Origin of the sequence: Streptomyces sp. WY228 (assembly GCF_019287315.1) — a bacterium.
Taxonomy (GTDB): domain Bacteria; phylum Actinomycetota; class Actinomycetes; order Streptomycetales; family Streptomycetaceae; genus Streptomyces; species Streptomyces caviscabies.
The window spans coordinates 3,067,501-3,085,996 of the sequence record NZ_CP079114.1 but is presented as its reverse complement, the minus strand read 5'-3'; the positions used below and the strand labels follow the sequence as shown (position 1 = coordinate 3,085,996).

The following is an 18,496-nucleotide window of genomic DNA, read 5'->3' as shown; positions in this document are numbered from 1 at the left end:
ACACTCCTCGCACCCCGACAGCCCCCCGACGGCCCGTCCGCCGACCCCTTCCCCAGGGTTCGGCCGGCGGGCCGTCGGCCGGTCCGCCCCCGGCCGCTTCACCCGCTCGGACCTCCGTCACCTGTCCGTACCGTTAGTGTGGGGCCCCGTCCGAGACGCGCCAACGCCCCGCCGGGGCGCGCGTGTACACCGATGCAGCCCCCGGGGACGCCCCCGGACCCGGCCGGAGGGCCCGTACCTCGATGTCCGTGCACAGCCACTCGGCGGCGCCGAACGCGGCCGCCGCCGCCCCAGAGTTCCCCCGGCACGTCGTCACCGCCGTGCTCGTCTCCCACGACGGCGCCCGCTGGCTGCCCGACGTGCTGGCCGGGCTGCTCGGGCAGGAACGCCCCGTACAGAACGTCGTCGCCGCCGACACCGGCAGCGCCGACGACTCGGCCCGGCTGGTCACCGAGGCGCTCGGCGACGAACGCGTCCTGCACCTCGCACGCCGTACGAGCTTCGGCACGGCCGTCGACGAGGCGGCCCGCACGGCCGGGATCCTCACCCCGGACGACCTGCCGTACCTCAAGCGCCCCAGCGGCTGGGACCCCGAGACCCGCACCTGGGTCGACGAGAACTACGACCTCCCCGAGCTGCCGCACGGCGAACCGGTCCAGTGGCTCTGGCTGCTGCACGACGACTGCGCACCCGAGCCGGACGCGCTCGCCGAGATGCTGCGCGTCGTCGACAACGACAAGCACGCCACGATCGTCGGCCCCAAGCTGCGCGGCTGGTACGACCGCAAGCAGCTCCTCGAGGTCGGCGTCTCCATCGCCAACAGCGGCCGCCGCTGGACCGGCCTGGACCGCCGCGAGCAGGACCAGGGCCAGCACGACCAGGTCCGTACCGTCCTGTCCGTCTCCTCCGCCGGCATGCTCATCCGCCGCGACGTCTACGAGGAGCTCGGCGGCTTCGACCGCAGGCTCCCGCTGATGCGCGACGACGTCGACCTCTGCTGGCGCGCCCACCTCGCCGGACACCGGGTCCTCGTCGCCCCGGACGCCGTCCTGCGGCACGCCGAGGCCTCCGCCCGCGAACGCCGCCCCATCGACTGCGCCGGCCGCTCGGTCGCCAGCCCGCACCGCGTCGACAAGGCGGGCGCGGTCTACACGATGCTCGTCAACGCCCGCGGCAAGGTCCTGCCCTGGGTCCTGCTCCGGCTCGTCGTCGGCACCCTCCTGCGTACCCTCGCCTACCTCGTCGGCAAGGTGCCCGGCCAGGCCCTCGACGAGGTCACCGGCCTGCTCGGCACCCTGCTGCGCCCCGGCCGCATCCTCGCGGCCCGCCGCAACCGCGGAAAGGGCGTCGTCGACGCCCAAGAACTGCGTGCCCTGTTCCCGCCGCCCGGCGCCACCGTCCGGGCCACCGTCGACCAGGTCGCGGGCAACTTCGGCGGCCGTACGGACTCCGAAGCGGGCGGCTCGCGCCACGGGGCCGTCGAATCCGGACCGGGCGGCGACGACGCCGACTTCCTCGAAGTCGACCAGTTCGCCCGCCTCAAGCGCATCGGCCGCAAGCCCGGCCCCGTCCTCTTCCTCCTGCTCCTGGTCGTCTCGCTCATCGCCTGCCGCAACCTGCTCAGCGGCGGAGCCCTGGCGGGCGGCGCGCTGCTGCCCGCCCCGGCCGAGGTCGGCGCGCTCTGGGACCGGTACGCGGACGCCTGGCACACGGTGGGCACCGGCGGCACCCAGACCGCCCCGCCCTACCTCGCCCTGCTCGCCGCGCTGTCGGCCCTGTTCCTCGGCTCGACCGGGCTCGCCGTCAGCGTGCTGCTGGTCTGCTCGATCCCGCTGGCCGGCGCCACCGCCTACTTCGCCTCCCGCCCGCTGCTCCCCTCCCGGCTGCTGCGGGCCTGGGCGAGCGTCGCGTACGCCTTCCTGCCCGCCGCGACCGGCGCCCTGGCCACCGGCCGTCTCGGCACCGCCGTCCTCCTCGTCCTGCTTCCGCTGATCGCCCGCGCGGGCGTCGCCGCCCACGGGCTGCGCGCGGACAGCGCGGCGGGGGAGCGCGGCAGCTGGCGCGCCACCTGGGCGTACACCCTGCTGCTGACCGTCACCATGGCGTTCACCCCGATCGTCTGGCCGCTCGCCGTGGTCCTCGGCCTCGGCGTGCTCGTGCTGCGGCGCGGCGACATCACCGCGTACGGTCTCCGCTTCGTCGCCGCCGTCGGCACCCCGGTGCTCGTCCTCGCCCCCTGGTCGCTGAGCCTCCTGACGAACCCGTCCGCGCTCCTGACCGAGGCGGGCCTGGACATCGGTGCGGGCGACGCCTCGGGCCTCGACCTGCTCGGCATCAGCCCCGGCGGCCCCGGTGCGGCGGGCGGCATCCTGCTCCTCGGCATCGTGCTGGCCGCGCTCGCCGCCCTGCTGCGCGAGGACCGGCAGTTCGCCGTCCGCACCGCCTGGGCGGTCGCGCTCGTCGGCTTCCTCTTCGCCGCCGTCGCCAACGGATCCACCTGGGCCGGACCCGCCACCCTCGTCTACGGCACCGCCCTGATCGCCGCCGCCCTGGTGGGCGCGGACGGCGCCCGGATCCGGGTCGCCGAGCAGAGCTTCGGCTGGCGTCAGCCCGTCGCCGCCCTGATCGCGCTGGCCGCCGGGCTGGCCCCGGTCCTGGCCGCCGCCGGCTGGATGATCGGCGGCGCGGACGGCCCGCTGGAGCGACGCGACCCCGTACAGGTGCCCGCCTTCGTGGCGGAGGAGAGCACCACCCGCGACCAGCCCCGCACCCTCGTCCTCGGCGGCACCTCGCCCGACTCCGTGGCGTACAGCCTGGTCCGCGGCTCGGGCGCGCGCCTCGGCGACGGCGAACTCACCGAGGCGGTCGGCGGCAACAGCCACCTCGACAAGGTCGTCGCCAACCTCGTCGCCGGCTCCGGCGCCGACCAGGGCGGCCAGCTCAGCGGCTTCGCGATCCGCTACGTCCTCGTCCGGGACGGCGCGCCGCGCGAGATGAGCCGGGTCCTCGACTCGACCCCCGGCCTCAGCCGCCTCAGCCAGCTCGACGGCAGCGCCCTGTGGCGGGTGGACCGCCAGGTCGCCCGCGTCATGATCACCCCGGCTTCCGGCGAGGGAGAGCACATCGCGGTCGGCTCGGCCGCCGTCGAGGCGCACTCCGAGATCCCGTCCGGGGAGCCGGGCCGCGTGCTGCGGATCGCGGACGCCGCCGACCCGGGCTGGACGGCCACGCTGGACGGCAAGCCGCTGACCCGCAAGACCGTCGACGGCTGGGCCCAGGGCTTCGAACTGCCCGCCAACGGCGGTCGCCTGGACCTCACCCACGACGCCCCGATCACCCACACCGCGTGGATCTGGTCCCAGGCCGCGCTCCTGGTGGTCCTGGTGGTCATGGCCCTGCCGGGCCGCCGCCGGGAGATCGACGACGACCTGCCCGAGGAGGCGCTCGCCGTCGCCGCCGAGCCGGTCGACGGGGAGGGTCGCCGCGCCCGCAGGCTGCGCGCCGCGGCCCAGGCGGAGGCGGCGGCCGCCGCCGAGGAGGACGGGACCGACGACCCGTCGCGCGCCGGGGACTCCGAGGACCACGGCCACCTGCCCGACCCGGGGGAGTACATCCCCGCGCAGCAGTCCGCCGACCCGTACGCCGAGAACCCTCCGGCGTACGACCCGCAGGAGGCCACGGGCGGCTACGCGGCGGTCCCGTCGGCTCCGCAGCAGCAGTACGACGCGTACGCGCAGTGGGACGGGCAGCAGCAGCCGAACGCCGACCACTACGCGACGTACCAGCAGCCGGACCCGTACGCCCAACAGCACCAGCAACAGCAGCCGGGCCATCAGAGCGCCGACTACCAGGGCGGCTACGGAGTCCAGGACCCGTACGCGCAGCAGTACGACGACCAGGGCACGTACAACGGCCAGGGCGCGTACGAGGGCCAGAGCACGTACGAGGGCCAGGGCACGTACGCAGGCCAGAGCGCCGCGTACGACAATCAGGGCGCGTACGACGAGTACGGCCAGTACGTCGGCGGGCAGCAGCACCCCCAGCACCCGTACGGCGAGAACGGCGAACACACCGACCCTCCGGCCCCGGGTCAGGCCCCGTGGCAGACCGGTAACGCATCGCGAGGCGAGTCCGAGTGAAGTCCACCCACCTGTCCCTGATCGCGGGCGCGGCCGTCCTGGCCGCCATCACCGGATTCGCCACGGTCACCGCGCCCGGCGCCCCGGCCGACACCGCGGCGAAGTCCGCCACGCTGCTGCCGGTCGAGCGCTCCAGCCTGGTCTGCCCGGCGCCCAGCAACTCCGACCTGGCGGAGACGCAGTACACCGCGTTCACGCCGGCGGGCCCGGGCGGCGAAGCCAAGGGCACCGCCGAGCTGAAGCCGGCCCTGCCGGTCGCGGACGACGAGGACGAGGAGGCCGAGACCGACCCCAAGAAGGTCAAGAAGGCCGAGGAAGCCGCGAAGAAGGCGAAGGAGAAGGCCGAGAAGCCGGTCCTCGCCGTGAAGGAGCCCGGAAAGCCGGTCGTCGCCGACGCGAACGGCTCCGGAGCCCCGGCCCTCGTCGGCACGGCCACCGGCCGGCTGGCCCCCGGCTGGGCCGCCCAGCAGACCACCGAGGTCACCGCGGGCGGCGGCCGGGGGCTCCTCGGGGTCACCTGCACCGCCCCCGACACCGACTTCTGGTTCCCGGGCGCGAGTACCGCCAAGTCCCGCCAGGACTACATCCACCTCACCAACCCCGACGACACCGGCGCCGTGGCCGACATCGAGCTGTACGGCCCCAAGGGCGCGCTCAAGGCCGAGGTCGGCGACGGCATCACCGTGCCGGCCCGCTCCAGCGTCGCCGTCCTGCTGTCCACCCTCACCACCGAGGCCGTCGACCAGCTGACCGCACACGTCACCACCCGCTCGGGGCGGATCGGAGCGGTCGTCATGAGCGCCGAGGACAACGTGGGCAGCGACTGGATCACCGCGTCCGACGACCCCTCCGGCACGCTCGTGCTGCCCGGCATCCCGGCCGACGCCACCTCCGTACAGCTGGTGGCGTTCGCTCCCGGCGAGGACGACGCGGACGTGAAGGTCCAGCTCATGGGGAAGAACGCGACGTTCTCCCCGGCCGGCAACGCCACCCTGCACATCAAGTCCTCGATGACGGCGACCGTCGACCTCAAGGACGTCACCCGGGAGGAACCGGGCTCCCTGCGTCTGAGCCCGGTGCAGAAGGACCGGGCGACCCCGATCGTGGCGGCGCTGCGCGTGGTCCGCGGCAAGGGCGACCAGCAGGAGGTCGCCTACATCCCGGCCACCGGACCGGTCGGCGCCCGGGCGAGCGTCCCGGACAACCGGGCCAAGGGCTCCACGCTCTCCCTGGCCGCGCCGGGCGCCACGGCCAAGGTGAAGGTCACCGCGTCGGCGGGCAGCGGGGGCGGCGAACCGTCCGTGGAGACGTACACCGTCAAGGCCGGCACGACCCTCGCCGTCACCCCGACGGCGCCGGAGGGCCTCAAGGGCGCCTACGCGCTGACCGTCGAGACGACCTCGGGCGGCCCGGTCCACGCGTCGCGCACCCTCGCGCGCACCGAGGGCGGCGTCCAGATGTTCACCGTGCAGACGCTCCCCGACGACGGCGGCACGGTCGAGGTCCCGTCGGCCGTCCAGGACCTCTCGGTCCTGGACGACTGAGGGCGCGGCCGGCGGCGGGGCCGCGGCGGGCCGCGGAGGTCAGTCCTGCCCGTACCGGGGATCGACCGACTCGGGGGCCAGCCCCAGCAGCTCGGCCACCTGCTCGACGACGACCTCGTGGACGAGCAGGGCGCGCTCGTCGCGGCTCTTGGTACGGATCTCGACGGGCCGCCGGTAGACGACGATCTGGGCGGGCCGCCCCTTGCCCGCGGCCATCGCGCTGCCGAGCGGAACGACCTCCTCCGGCGTGCCGGGCACGTCGAGGACGACGAAGTCGACCTCGGCCAGCTGCGGCCAGCGCCTCTCCAGCCGCTCCACCGAGTCCTGGACCAGATCCCGGAAGGTCTGCCCCCGGCTGGCCGACAGCGGCACCTGGGGCGGCGCGACCGGCCCCCGCATACCGCGGCCATGACGGTCACGGCGCCGGGGCCGCGGCTCGAACGGGTGGGGAGGTACGGAGCTGTCCATCACCGACGCAGCGTAACGCTCCGGGGACCAGGACGATCAGATGAACGACGCGGCCGGCCGGGGGCGACCGGATCGGTTCACCGATCACATCACCGATCACATCACCGATCACATCACCGATCACATCACCGATCGCTTCACCGATCGCCTCACCAAGGGCGCGGGCAGGACAGGCGGGAACGAAGGCGAGGGAGGCGGCCCCACTTCCCGATGTCCGCAGTTGAACATTTCGGCCAAGGTTGAGCCCATTTCAGGCCCGTCATCCGATCACCGACCCCGCGCCCACCGCCTGGGCGAAGCCCCGCCCGCCACCGGCACGACCACCGCGCGATCAACGGGTCCCGGCCCTGGCGCAGGTCAGGGTAGCCGCCGGAAGCACCGCTGTGCCGCAGGTCACAGGGCGACACGGTGGGGTGACCCGAGGGGGAGTCGTCGCAGCCCGCTCAAGAGTGCGGTACCGTCCAACATCGTGAGCCCTGTACGTCGCTGTTCGCGCACCGCGTGCGGCCGCCCCGCCGTCGCGACACTGACGTACGTCTATGCCGATTCGACCGCGGTCCTCGGCCCGCTCGCCACCTACGCCGAGCCCCACTGTTACGACCTCTGTGCCGAACACAGTGAGCGGCTCACCGCGCCACGGGGCTGGGAAGTGGTGCGGCTCTCCGACGGCTCCGCACCGGCGCACCCCAGCGGCGACGACCTCGAAGCACTGGCCAACGCGGTCCGCGAGGCGGCCCGCCCGCAGGACCGCGGCCCGGGCGGCGGAGGCAGGGGCCCGCGCGCCGCGGACCCGGTGGAAGTGGCCCGCAGAGGCCACCTGAGGGTGCTGCGCTCCCCGGACTCCTGAGGCCGACTCTCGGGGCTCTGTACGGCCGGGTAGTTTGGGCTCTCCGTAAACACCAGGAGGACCGGCCGTGGTCGCTGATCTGTCGCAGCTCGTGAAGGCGTACGACGTACGTGGCGTGGTGCCCGACCAGTGGGACGAATCGCTGGCCGAGCTCTTCGGAGCCGCGTTCGTCCAGGTCACGGCCGCCGACGCGATCGTGATCGGCCACGACATGCGCCCCACCTCACCGGGTCTGTCCGGCGCCTTCGCGCGCGGAGCGGCGGCCCGGGGCGCGGACGTCACGCTCATCGGCCTCTGCTCGACGGACCAGCTCTACTACGCGTCGGGGGCGCTGGACCTCCCCGGGGCGATGTTCACCGCCTCGCACAACCCGGCGCAGTACAACGGCATCAAGATGTGCCGGGCGGGCGCCGCCCCGGTCGGCCAGGACACCGGCCTGGCCGAGATCCGCACCCTGGTCGAGCAGTGGTCGGAAGGATCGCCCAGGCCCGCCGCGGCGACGACCCCCGGCACGATCAAGGAACGGGACACCCTCGCCGACTACGCGGCCCACCTCCTCGGCCTCGTCGACCTGACCGCGATCCGCCCCCTGAAGGTCGTGGTCGACGCGGGCAACGGCATGGGCGGCCACACGGTCCCCACGGTCTTCGCGGGCCTCCCGCTCGACCTCGTACCGATGTACTTCGAGCTGGACGGCACCTTCCCCCACCACGAGGCCAACCCTCTCGACCCGAAGAACATCGTGGACCTCCAGGCCCGCGTCCTCGCCGAGGGCGCCGACCTCGGCCTCGCCTTCGACGGCGACGCGGACCGCTGCTTCGTGGTCGACGAGCGGGGCGCGGGCGTCTCCCCCTCCGCGATCACCGCCCTGGTGGCCGCCCGCGAGCTGGCCCGCAACGGCGGCGAGGGCATCGTCATCCACAACCTGATCACCTCCTGGTCCGTCCCCGAGGTGGTCCGCGAGAACGGCGGCACCCCGGTCCGCACCCGGGTCGGCCACTCCTTCATCAAGACGGAGATGGCGCGGCACGGAGCGATCTTCGGCGGCGAGCACTCAGCGCACTACTACTTCCGCGACTTCTGGAACGCCGATACGGGCATGCTCGCCGCCCTCCACGTACTCGCCGCACTCGGCAACCAGCAGAAGCCGCTCTCCGAGCTGGTGGCGGAGTACGACCGCTACACCGGCTCCGGCGAGATCAACTCCACCGTCGCCGACCAGGCGGCCAGCCTGACCGAGGTCAGGACGGTCTACGGCACCCGCGACGACCTCACCTTCGACGACCTGGACGGCCTCACGGTCACGGCCGCCGACTGGTGGTTCAACCTCCGCGCCTCGAACACGGAACCGCTGCTGCGCCTGAACGTCGAGGCGAGGGACGAGAAGACGATGACAGCAGTACGGGACGAGGTCCTGGGCTTGATCCGGGGCACTGCCTAGCCCTCCGGCCCCCGCCCCGGCCCTCCGGCCCCCGCCCCGGCCCTCCGGCCCCCGCCCCGGCCCTCCGGCCCCCGCCCCGGCCCTCCGGCCCCCGCCCCGGCCCTCCGGCCCACTTCAGCCCCTCCGGCCCACCCCCCCTCAGCCCTCCGGCCCCCCCCAGCCCCCGCCCCCCCCCGGCGGCCCCGCCCTCCGGCTCCCCGCCCTCCGGCCCACCCCTCAGCGCTCCGCCTCCCCGGCCCTCCGGCCCCGCCCCCGCCCTCCGGCCCACCCCAGCCCCTCCGGCGTTTGAGGCGGGGTCAGGGCGGGCCCCAAATCAACCGTCCGGCGTTTGAGGACAAGCAGGGCGGGGCGGAGCCCCCAAGGGGCGGGGCGGGAGAAAGCCGCCGCAGGCTCCCGCCACCCGCCACCCACCCACCGCACGCCCGTCCACCCACCCCACCCCCACCACCGCCACCACATCCCCCGTTCCATCCCCCCGGCCAGGCCGCGCCCCCACCACCCCAGCGGTAGGCTGACGACGCCTGATCCACGCGGATCGGAACTCGCATGCTCGAAGGGACTCACCCCATGGCGCTCGAAGCCGGCCTCCTGGAGATCTTGGCCTGCCCGGCCTGCCACTCCCCGCTCGACGACCGTTCGGCGGCCGACAGCCCCGAACTGGTCTGCACGGGCGACGACTGCGGACTGGCCTACCCGGTCCGGGACGGCATCCCGGTCCTCCTCGTCGACGAGGCCCGCCGCCCCGCCTGACCGCGAGCGACACCCGTACGGGACGGGACGGCAGCAGACCGCAGGCGCCGCGGACCGCCTCGGCGCCCCACCGGGACAAGCCGGGCGAGGCCGCCCCCGCCCCCGTACCCGCAGCCCGCACCCCACCCGGTGATCGGAGGCCCACCGCCATGCTCGACGAGTCCTTGCTCGACGCCCCGGAAGCCCTGGCCCGAGCGGACCGCCGCGACCTGCTGCGCGGCGCCGCCGAGGCCGGCGCGCGGGTCCGCACCGCCGCCCGGCACGCCGCCGAGGCCGGCATCGGCGGCCTCGCCCCGGAGGGCCGGCCCCGGGCCGTCCTCGTCGCCGGCCCCGGCACCGCCGCCTCCGGCGTCGCCGACCTGATCGGCGCACTCGCGGGCGCGGCCGCCCCCGTCGTACGCATCCACCCCACCGGCGTCGCCCCCGCCCCCGGCGCCCTCCGCTGGGCCCTGCCCGGCTGGGCCGGATCCGTGGACCTCCTGCTCATCGCGACCGCCGACGGTTCCGAACCGGGCCTCGCCCTGCTCGCCGAGCAGGCCTACCGCCGAGGCTGCACCGTCGTCGCCGTCGCCCCCACCCGCTCCCCGCTGCGTGAGGCGGTCGACGGGGTGCACGGCCTGGTCGTCCCGATGGCCGCCGCCCCGCACGGCGAGTACGACGCGGAGACCTCGGCCGCCGGCCCCGGCACCCTGTGGGCCCTGCTCACGCCCCTGCTGGCGCTCCTGGACCGGGTCGGCCTGGTGACCGCGACCCCCGACGACCTGCAGAAGGTCGCGGACCGCCTGGACCGCACCGCGGAACGCTGCGGCCCGGCCATCGCCACGTACAGCAACCCGGCCAAGACGCTCGCCGCCGAGCTCGCCGACAGCCTGCCCCTGCTGTGGACGGAGGGCGAAGCCGCGGGCCCCGTCGGCCGCCGCTTCGCCGCCGTACTGTCCGAGCTGGCGGGCCGCCCCGCCCTCACCGCACAGCTCCCCGAGGCGCTGCCCTCGCACGGCACGCTCCTCGCCGGGGACTTCGCCGCCGGCGCCGACCCCGACGACTTCTTCCGCGACCGGGTAGACGAGGGGGAGACGCTGAGGGCCCGGGTCGTCCTGCTCAGGGACCGCCCGACGGGAGGCCTCAGCGCCTACCCGGCGGCCCGGGAACTGGCGCTCGGCCACGACACCCCGGTCAGCGAACTGGAACCGGACGAGGGCAGCGAACTGGAGACCCTGGCCGAACTGCTCGCGATCACCGACTTCGCGGCGGTCTATCTGTCCCTGGCCTCGGCCCCCCAGCCCTGAGCCCTTGCCCCGGCCCCAACCCCGGCCGACGGGGCCCCGGCTCCCCCAAGCCACGCTCCGCCCCCCCGGCCCCGACCGACCCCACACCCTCCGGCCACCCCCGCGACGCCAGGACCTCACACAACCCTGGTATCCCTGGTGACGCAGAGACTCATGCCCGCCCGCACCACCCGAGGACGACTCCATGGACCGCCTGTCCAACACCGTGCGCCCCTACGCCTGGGGGTCCACCACGGCCATTCCCGCCCTGCTCGGCATCGCGCCCACCGGCGAACCGCAGGCCGAGATGTGGATGGGCGCCCACCCCGGAGCGCCCTCACGCATCACCCGTACCACCGCGTCCGGTGAGACGGAACTGGCCCTCACCGAGGCCATCGAGGCCGACCCGGAAGGCGAGCTGGGCGCCGCCACCGTCGCCCGGTTCGGCCCCCGCCTCCCCTTCCTCCTGAAGCTCCTCGCCGCCGGCGCCCCCCTCTCCCTCCAGGTCCACCCGAACCTGGACCAGGCCCGCGAGGGTTACGCCGACGAGGAGGCCCGGGGCGTCCCCGTCGACGCCCCGCACCGCACGTACAAGGACGCGAACCACAAGCCCGAACTGATCTGCGCCCTCACCCCCTTCGACGGACTGTGCGGCTTCCGCAGGCCCACCGAGGCGGCGGACGCGATGGAGGCGCTGGGAGTCGACTCCCTCAAGCCGTACGTGGACCTCCTCCGCGCCCACCCCGAGGAGGCCGCCCTCCGCGAGGTGCTCACGGCGATCCTCACCGCGGACCCGGCGGAGATGGCCGACACCGTGGCCGAGGCGGCGGCCGCCGCGGAACGCCTCGGCGGCGCCCACGCCCCGTACGCCCGCATCGCCCACAACTACCCCGGCGACCCCGGCGTCCTCGCCGCGATGCTGCTGAACTACGTACAACTCCAGCCCGGCGAAGCCCTGTTCCTCGGCGCGGGCGTCCCGCACGCCTACCTCGACGGCCTCGGCGTCGAGATCATGGCCAACTCGGACAACGTCCTGCGCTGCGGTCTGACCCCCAAGCACATCGACGTCCCCGAACTCCTGCGGATCGTCCGCTTCGAGGCCACCGAGCCCGGCGTGCTGCGCCCGGAGGCCGCCCCGTCCGGCGAGGAACGCTACGAGACCCCCGTCGACGAGTTCACCCTGTCCCGCTACACCCTCGCGTCGGGCGCGGCCCCCACCGGCCTGACCGCCCCCACCCCCCAGATCCTGCTCTGCACGGCGGGCTCGGTCACGGTCGGCGAACTCGCCCTCGGGCCGGGGGAGTCCGCCTACGTTCCGGCCGGCGAGACGGTCGAGGCGGCGGGAGCGGGCACCCTCTTCCGGGCCACTGTGGCGGCCTGACCGACGGACCGTCCCGACGGCTGCAACAATGTGCCGCCTCACCGCGACGGCACGTGCCGCGCACCGACGAAGGGACACCACGCACTCATGAGCGCGTCAGGCGGAACCAAGGCGATCGTGGCGGCACTCGCCGCCAACCTCTCGATCGCCGTGGCCAAATTCGTAGCGTTCCTCTTCAGTGGTTCCTCCTCGATGCTCGCGGAGAGCGTCCACTCGCTCGCCGACTCGGGCAACCAGGGACTGCTGCTGCTCGGCGGCAAGAAGGCGAAGCGCGAAGCCACCCCCGAGCACCCCTTCGGCTACGGCCGCGAGCGCTACATCTACGCGTTCCTCGTCTCCATCGTCCTCTTCTCGGTCGGTGGCATGTTCGCGGTGTACGAGGGCTACGAGAAGATCAAGCACCCGCACGAGATCGAGGCCTGGTACTGGCCGGTCGGGGTGCTGGTCTTCGCGATCATCGCCGAGCTCTTCTCCTTCCGTACGGCGATCAAGGAGTCCAACCAGACGCGCGGCGACCGCTCCTGGACCGAGTTCGTCCGCCGCTCCAAGGCCCCTGAGCTGCCGGTCGTGCTTCTGGAAGACCTCGGCGCCCTCGTCGGCCTGATCCTTGCGCTCGGCGGCGTCGGCCTCGCCCTCGCCACCGGCAACGGCGTCTGGGACGGCATCGGCACCCTCTGCATCGGCGTCCTGCTGATCCTCATCGCGATCGTCCTGGCCGTGGAGACGAAGTCCCTCCTGCTCGGTGAGTCCGCCGGCCTGGAGGACGTCGAGAAGATCAAGGCGTCCGTGGTCGACGGCGACACCGTCACCCGCATCATCCACATGCGCACCCTTCACCTCGGCCCCGAGGAACTGCTGGTCGCCGCCAAGATCGCGGTCCGGCACGACGAGACCGCGGCCGAGGTCGCCGACGCCATCAACGCCGCCGAGAACCGCATCCGCGACGCCGTCCCGATCGCCCGGGTCATCTACCTGGAGCCGGACATCTACAACGCGGAGGCCGCGGCGACCGGCACCAACCCGGGCAGGACCGCCGAAGCCCCGGACGCCGGCACCGACGCGAGCCCGGCCCCGAAGGATTCCGGCCACTGACCCACCGCGCACCAGCCCCGATCGGCCCGGTGACCCCTCACACACGCCCCTCTCCACGAACGGGCTGGGGCTCACTGGGCCGTTCGGTGTAGATTCGGATACGGAATAACAGACGTCGCTGCTGATGGCGGTCGACCGGCTGGCGCGAGCGAGCCGGGCGAGGGACAGAGGGCCTCCGACGGACTGCACTGCGAACTGCCCGGGCATTCGTGTGCCCGCCGCGCCGCAGAGTCAGCCCAGACAAGCCCACCCTCGACCCATCACGAGGAGCAGCCCGTTATGACGACGGCCACCAACCGCCAGGACTTCAAGGTCGCCGACCTCTCCCTCGCCCCGTTCGGGCGTAAGGAGATCACGCTCGCCGAGCATGAGATGCCCGGCCTGATGTCGATCCGTAAGGAGTTCGCCGCCGCCCAGCCGCTGGCCGGCGCCCGGATCACCGGTTCGCTGCACATGACCGTGCAGACCGCTGTGCTCATCGAGACCCTCGTCGCCCTGGGGGCCGAGGTTCGCTGGGCGTCCTGCAACATTTTCTCCACCCAGGACCACGCCGCCGCTGCTATCGCGGTGGGCCCGAAGGGCACTCCGGAGGCCCCCGCGGGTGTGCCGGTCTTCGCGTGGAAGGGCGAGACGCTCGAGGAGTACTGGTGGTGCACGGAGCAGGCGTTGACCTGGCCGAACACCCCCACCGGCGGTCCGAACATGATCCTGGACGACGGTGGCGACGCCACGCTCCTGGTCCACAAGGGTGTCGAGTTCGAGAAGGCGGGTGCGGCTCCGGACCCGTCGACGGCGGACAGTGAGGAGTTCGCGCACATCCTCACGCTGCTGAACCGCACGCTCGGTGAGTCCCCGCAGAAGTGGACGCAGCTGGCGTCGGAGATCCGCGGTGTCACCGAGGAGACCACCACCGGCGTCCACCGCCTGTACGAGATGCACCGTGACGGCTCCCTCCTGTTCCCCGCGATCAATGTGAATGACGCGGTGACGAAGTCGAAGTTCGACAACAAGTACGGCTGCCGTCACTCCCTGATCGACGGCATCAACCGCGCCACCGACGTCCTGATCGGCGGGAAGACCGCCGTCGTCTTCGGGTACGGGGATGTGGGCAAGGGCTGCGCGGAGTCCCTGCGCGGCCAGGGCGCCCGGGTGATCATCACGGAGATCGACCCGATCTGCGCGTTGCAGGCGGCGATGGACGGCTATCAGGTCGCGACGCTGGACGATGTCGTGGAGACGGCGGACATCTTCGTCACCACGACGGGCAACAAGGACATCATCATGGCCAAGGACATGGCCCGGATGAAGCACCAGGCGATCGTCGGGAACATCGGTCACTTCGACAACGAGATCGACATGGCCGGTCTCGCCCGGATCGACGGGATCGTGAAGGACGAGGTCAAGCCGCAGGTCCACACCTGGACGTTCCCGGACGGGAAGGTTCTCATCGTCCTGTCCGAGGGCCGGCTCCTGAACCTGGGCAACGCGACCGGGCACCCGTCGTTCGTGATGTCGAACAGCTTCGCCGACCAGACGCTCGCGCAGATCGAGCTGTTCACGAAGCCGCAGGAGTACCCGACCGACGTGTACGTGCTGCCCAAGCACCTGGACGAGAAGGTCGCCCGCCTCCACCTCGACGCCCTGGGCGTCAAGCTCACCACGCTCCGCCCGGAGCAGGCGGCGTACATCGGTGTCGAGGTCGAGGGCCCGTACAAGCCCGACCACTACCGCTACTGATCCACCCCGGTGTTCGGGAGGCCGGCCTCCCGAACACCGACGGGCGTCAAGCCCTCAGCAGCAGATCCGAGCGCAGGCCCCCGCACCCCCGTGGCGGGGGCCTGCTCCCGTTACCGCCCCCGCACAGCCCGAAGGACCCCATGCCCCGCGGCAGGTATTCGCTCCACGACCTTCACGATCACACCCCCCTCGGTGAAGAACACTTCCACTGCGCCCCCGGCCCCTCCGGCTGGCGCTACGTCTCCCAGACCACATCCCCCTCCGGAGACCACCTCGGCTCCGTCGACCTCGCCCTGGACGAGCTGGGCCGCCCCATCCGCCTCGAACTGCATGCCGCGAGCTGGCAGGTGCGAGGAGCCGCCCTCGAAGGGGTCACCTGGGTCCGGACCGACCCGACCGGCAGTCACGCCACCGAAGGCAACGTCCGCGCCCACACCTTCTCCGGCACATCCCCCGCATTCCTCATCGCCATGACCCGCCTTCTGCGCCTCACCCCCGCTTCCCCCGCGACCCGCGTCCGCGTGGTCACCTTCACGGACCCGGTCCTCGCACCCAGGACCGTCGACCAGTCCTGGGCTCTGGTGAACAGTGAAGCGCACGCCACTGACAACGGCCCCTTGATCGTGGACGAATACCAGGTCAGCGCCCTGGACACCGGCGAACGGCACACCGTCCACATCGCCGGCGACGTGGTCCTCGCGGCCCCCGGCATCGAACTCGAACACCTGGAATCGCCCCCGTCCCCCCGCGCCCAGGGCGACCCGGCGGCCCTGGAGACATCGCCCGGACCACGGCAGGACCCCGCCTAGCCGGGCGGAGCGAACCCACCCGAGGACGCACCCCCACGCCGCTGCTCACGAGCACCACCGACACCGCCTGACCCGGTTCCACCCGCCCCGGCAGGCGCGGCAGACACGGACGGCGAGGCAGGCACGGACGGCCCGGCAGGTACAGACGGCCCGGGAGCCACGGACGGCCCGGCAGCCACGGACGGCACACCGGGCACAACCGCTACGGAGCCCACGGGCCCCTGCGCGCGAGGCCCGGCGAACACACGCCGCGCATCGCGTGCCTGCCGCTCATGAACCACCGCGGCCAGGAACGCGGCCGCGGGAACGCCCTGCGGCGCGGTGGCCCCCGTCCGCGCGACCAGTTCACCGGCCAGCCGCTCCGCGATCGAACGCCCCACGCCGGGATCCAGCTGCTGCATCCGCGTCAGGTACTGCCGTATCGAGGACCAGAGCTCGTCCGGTACGGCCGACAGATCCAGCTGTGCGAACCGGCCGACCAGCCAGGGAGGAGGAGGCGGCACCGCGACGGACCGGCCGGTGGCCGCGACCCGCTCCCGGATCACGAGGGTCCCGGCGAACACATCACCGATCCGCCGCCCCCGCGCCGACACCAGGGACGCGATGGCGGCCAGGGCGCCGAAGGTCATCAGAATCTCGACGAGCCCCATGGCCCCTCGTACGAGCGCGTGCCGGAACCGGATCGGCCCACCGTCGTCCCGCACCACCCGCAGCCCGCAGGCGAGCTTTCCCAGGGACCGGCCATGGCTCAGCGTCTCCACCGCGACCGGCCCACCGATCAGGATCAGAAGGAACGAGGCGACCCCGATCGCTGCCACGGCCGCCTCGTCCAAGGAAGCGGAAGCGATACCGAGCACGACCGATATCAGGATGAAGACGGTGAATATCACCGCCAGATCGATCGCTGAGGCCAGCGCCCGGCTCGGCAGCCGCGCGGGCCTCAACCCCAGAACGACCGCGTCCCCGGTCACCAGCTCACTCATCGGTCCCCACCCTTCGCCGACCTTCTCTGCCCCAGCCGGGCCCAGTCTGCCAAGCTGACCGCCAGCGCGCCGCAGTAGTACGGACCCGTACGCACCCTTGCCTGGAGCAACAGACGCCCATGGACCTCGACGTCTTCGTTACCGCCCACCGCACGGAGTGGGACCGCCTCGAACACCTCCTGCGCCGGGGGCGCCGCCTCACGGGCGCGGAAGCGGACGAACTCGTCGTCCTCTACCAGCGCACCGCGACCCATCTTTCGCTGATCCAGTCGAGCAGCCCCGACCCACTCCTCACCGGCCGGCTCACCCAGCTCGTGGCCCGCGCCCGGTCGACGGTCACCGGCACCCGCAAGGCGTCCTGGCGGGACGCGGCCCGGTTCCTCACCGCGGGGTTCCCCGCCGCGGTCTACCGCTCGCGCCACTGGTGGGTCCCCACCGCGGTGCTCTCGACCGCGCTGGCGGCACTGCTGGGCTGGTGGATCGGAGCCCACCCCGAGGTCCAGGCCGCGATCGCCGCACCGGAGGACCTCCGCGCGATGACCCGGCCGGGCGGCGAGTACGAGACCTACTACTCCAGCCACCCGGCGGCGTCGTTCGCGGCCCAGGTATGGACGAACAACGCGCAGGCCGCGGCCCTCTGCCTGGTCCTGGGGGCGTTCCTCTGCATACCGGTGATCTGGATCCTCTTCCTCAACATGCTCAACCTCGGTGTCGGCATAGGCCTCATGTCCTCCGCGGGCCGCCTCGACGTCTTCCTCGGCCTGGTGCTTCCTCACGGCCTGCTCGAACTGACCGCCGTGTTCGTCGCCGCCGGCACGGGACTGCGCCTCGGCTGGACCGTGATCGACCCGGGCCCCCTGTCACGACGGACCGCCCTGGCCCAGCAGGGACGCGCCGCGCTGGGCATGGCCATCGGACTGGCCCTGGTCCTGTTCGTCTCCGGACTCATCGAAGGCTTCGTGACCCCGTCGGGCCTCCCGACCTGGGCCCGGATCACCATCGGCATCGCCGCTGAGCTGGCGTTTCTCGCGTACGTCTACGTCCTGGGCGGCCGCGCGGCACGCGCCGGCGACACGGGTGACCTCACAGCGGTCGAACGCAGCGCCGAACTTCCCACCGCAGCCTGACCGCCGATGTGCTTTCACCGCTGCTGAGCTGCTAGTGTCCTCCTCGCCCACAAAAACCGTTGACACGGCAGATGTGGGGAGGTAGATTCGAACGGTTGCCTCGGACTAGACAGGTTCGAGTTGAGCGCGTAGCATCTACCCCGCTCGTGCAGGAGGACTTGTTGCTCCGCCGGGCCAAATGATTCTCCTTTCTCGAATCTCCGGGTCGTTAGTTTCGCCCCGAGAATTTCTGATAAAGTCGGATCCGCCGAAAGGCAAGGCCACTCCACAGGTCACCGGAAATCGAATTCGGACCGGAAACGGAACGAAAAAGAGTCTGGTAAAGTTGGAACCGCCGGAAAGGGAAAACGCGAAAGCGAAGAACCTCGAAAGCACCCGCTTCGACCGGGAATCGGACACGAAAGAGTCTGATAGAGTCGGAAACGCAAGAACGAAGGGAAGCGCCGGAGGCCCGGTGAAACAGGACCGAAGGAAGCGTCCGTTCCGAGAACTCAACAGCGTGCCAAAGTCAACGCCAGATATGTTGATACCCCGGCCTGCCTCGGCAGGTTGGTGGTTCCTTTGAAAGTCCTGCTGTTCCGCTCCTTGTGGGTGGCGGTAGGCAATACACAGCGAGGACGCTGTGAACAACGGGTCTTATTCCGACCGGTTGTTCCGCTCTCGTGATGTGTGCACCCGATTACGGGTAAACATTCACGGAGAGTTTGATCCTGGCTCAGGACGAACGCTGGCGGCGTGCTTAACACATGCAAGTCGAACGATGAAGCCGCTTCGGTGGTGGATTAGTGGCGAACGGGTGAGTAACACGTGGGCAATCTGCCCTTCACTCTGGGACAAGCCCTGGAAACGGGGTCTAATACCGGATAACACTCTGTCCCGCATGGGACGGGGTTAAAACTCCGGCGGTGAAGGA

The 18,496-nt window shown here is 72.3% G+C and carries 13 protein-coding genes and 1 rRNA gene (1 of these 14 cut by a window edge); 12 read left to right on the top strand and 2 right to left on the bottom strand.

The window, feature by feature from the left end:
- The first annotated feature begins 242 nt into the window (after window positions 1-242).
- Both KV381_RS13300 and KV381_RS13295 read left to right on the top strand, forming a co-directional pair.
- Window positions 243-4,139, top strand: a complete 3,897-nt coding sequence (locus KV381_RS13300; protein WP_218785268.1) for a glycosyltransferase family 2 protein — start codon at window positions 243-245, stop codon at window positions 4,137-4,139.
- The gene (locus KV381_RS13295) at window positions 4,136-5,683 is read left to right on the top strand and encodes a DUF5719 family protein (protein WP_218785267.1); all 1,548 of its coding nucleotides are present in this window, start codon (window positions 4,136-4,138) and stop codon (window positions 5,681-5,683) included. The genes KV381_RS13300 and KV381_RS13295 overlap by 4 nt, the downstream gene beginning before the upstream one ends.
- Before the next feature lie 39 nt (window positions 5,684-5,722).
- Here the strand turns inward: KV381_RS13295 and KV381_RS13290 are convergent, their stop codons facing one another.
- Window positions 5,723-6,151, bottom strand: coding sequence for a metallopeptidase family protein (locus KV381_RS13290; RefSeq protein WP_078611244.1), 429 nt, complete (start codon window positions 6,149-6,151; stop codon window positions 5,723-5,725).
- A 469-nt stretch (window positions 6,152-6,620) separates the two neighbouring features.
- Here KV381_RS13290 and KV381_RS13285 point away from each other — a divergent pair, with 469 nt between their 5' ends.
- The 8 genes from KV381_RS13285 (at window position 6,621) to KV381_RS13250 (ending at window position 15,473) form a co-directional block, all read left to right on the top strand.
- Entirely contained in the window at window positions 6,621-6,998 is a 378-nt protein-coding gene (locus KV381_RS13285) for a DUF3499 domain-containing protein (RefSeq protein ID WP_030086004.1), read from the top strand.
- A 67-nt stretch (window positions 6,999-7,065) separates the two neighbouring features.
- The gene (locus KV381_RS13280) at window positions 7,066-8,439 is read left to right on the top strand and encodes a phosphomannomutase/phosphoglucomutase (protein ID WP_218785266.1); all 1,374 of its coding nucleotides are present in this window, start codon (window positions 7,066-7,068) and stop codon (window positions 8,437-8,439) included.
- 567 nt (window positions 8,440-9,006) lie between these two features.
- Window positions 9,007-9,189 (top strand): Trm112 family protein, encoded by a 183-nt coding sequence (locus tag KV381_RS13275; RefSeq protein WP_003968734.1) that lies wholly within the window; start codon window positions 9,007-9,009, stop codon window positions 9,187-9,189.
- A gap of 149 nt (window positions 9,190-9,338) precedes the next feature.
- The gene (locus KV381_RS13270) at window positions 9,339-10,475 is read left to right on the top strand and encodes an SIS domain-containing protein (RefSeq protein ID WP_030634438.1); all 1,137 of its coding nucleotides are present in this window, start codon (window positions 9,339-9,341) and stop codon (window positions 10,473-10,475) included.
- Between the two features lie 184 nt (window positions 10,476-10,659).
- Complete coding sequence (gene manA, locus KV381_RS13265) at window positions 10,660-11,835, top strand: mannose-6-phosphate isomerase, class I (RefSeq protein ID WP_030076015.1); 1,176 nt, start codon at window positions 10,660-10,662, stop codon at window positions 11,833-11,835.
- An 87-nt stretch (window positions 11,836-11,922) separates the two neighbouring features.
- On the top strand, window positions 11,923-12,927 hold the full coding sequence (locus KV381_RS13260) for a cation diffusion facilitator family transporter (protein ID WP_030076017.1): 1,005 nt from the start codon (window positions 11,923-11,925) through the stop codon (window positions 12,925-12,927).
- Between the two features lie 279 nt (window positions 12,928-13,206).
- Window positions 13,207-14,664 (top strand): adenosylhomocysteinase, encoded by a 1,458-nt coding sequence (gene ahcY / locus KV381_RS13255; protein ID WP_218785265.1) that lies wholly within the window; start codon window positions 13,207-13,209, stop codon window positions 14,662-14,664.
- Between the two features lie 140 nt (window positions 14,665-14,804).
- A complete protein-coding gene (locus tag KV381_RS13250; protein WP_030076041.1) occupies window positions 14,805-15,473 on the top strand; it encodes a hypothetical protein in 669 nt (222 codons plus the stop codon).
- Here the strand turns inward: KV381_RS13250 and KV381_RS13245 are convergent.
- Window positions 15,470-16,456 (bottom strand): RDD family protein, encoded by a 987-nt coding sequence (locus tag KV381_RS13245; protein WP_193464783.1) that lies wholly within the window; start codon window positions 16,454-16,456, stop codon window positions 15,470-15,472. The genes KV381_RS13250 and KV381_RS13245 overlap by 4 nt on opposite strands.
- Window positions 16,457-16,575: 119 nt before the next feature.
- Here KV381_RS13245 and KV381_RS13240 point away from each other — a divergent pair, with 119 nt between their 5' ends.
- Together KV381_RS13240 and KV381_RS13235 are read left to right on the top strand one after the other, a co-directional pair.
- Entirely contained in the window at window positions 16,576-17,583 is a 1,008-nt protein-coding gene (locus KV381_RS13240) for a stage II sporulation protein M (protein ID WP_030634458.1), read from the top strand.
- Window positions 17,584-18,275: 692 nt separating this feature from the next.
- Window positions 18,276-18,496 (top strand): 16S ribosomal RNA (locus tag KV381_RS13235); it runs 1,295 nt beyond the window's last position.

Bases quoted from the DNA above. Each gene is read 5' to 3' on its own strand.
- KV381_RS13300 (WP_218785268.1), top strand. From the start codon at position 243: ATGTCCGTGCACAGCCACTCGGCGGCGCCGAACGCGGCCGCCGCCGCC.
- KV381_RS13290 (WP_078611244.1), bottom strand. From the start codon at position 6,151: ATGGACAGCTCCGTACCTCCCCACCCGTTCGAGCCGCGGCCCCGGCGC.
- KV381_RS13275 (WP_003968734.1), top strand. From the start codon at position 9,007: ATGGCGCTCGAAGCCGGCCTCCTGGAGATCTTGGCCTGCCCGGCCTGC.
- KV381_RS13270 (WP_030634438.1), top strand. From the start codon at position 9,339: ATGCTCGACGAGTCCTTGCTCGACGCCCCGGAAGCCCTGGCCCGAGCG.
- manA (WP_030076015.1), top strand. From the start codon at position 10,660: ATGGACCGCCTGTCCAACACCGTGCGCCCCTACGCCTGGGGGTCCACC.
- KV381_RS13260 (WP_030076017.1), top strand. From the start codon at position 11,923: ATGAGCGCGTCAGGCGGAACCAAGGCGATCGTGGCGGCACTCGCCGCC.
- ahcY (WP_218785265.1), top strand. From the start codon at position 13,207: ATGACGACGGCCACCAACCGCCAGGACTTCAAGGTCGCCGACCTCTCC.
- KV381_RS13250 (WP_030076041.1), top strand. From the start codon at position 14,805: ATGCCCCGCGGCAGGTATTCGCTCCACGACCTTCACGATCACACCCCC.
- KV381_RS13245 (WP_193464783.1), bottom strand. From the start codon at position 16,456: ATGAGTGAGCTGGTGACCGGGGACGCGGTCGTTCTGGGGTTGAGGCCC.
- KV381_RS13240 (WP_030634458.1), top strand. From the start codon at position 16,576: ATGGACCTCGACGTCTTCGTTACCGCCCACCGCACGGAGTGGGACCGC.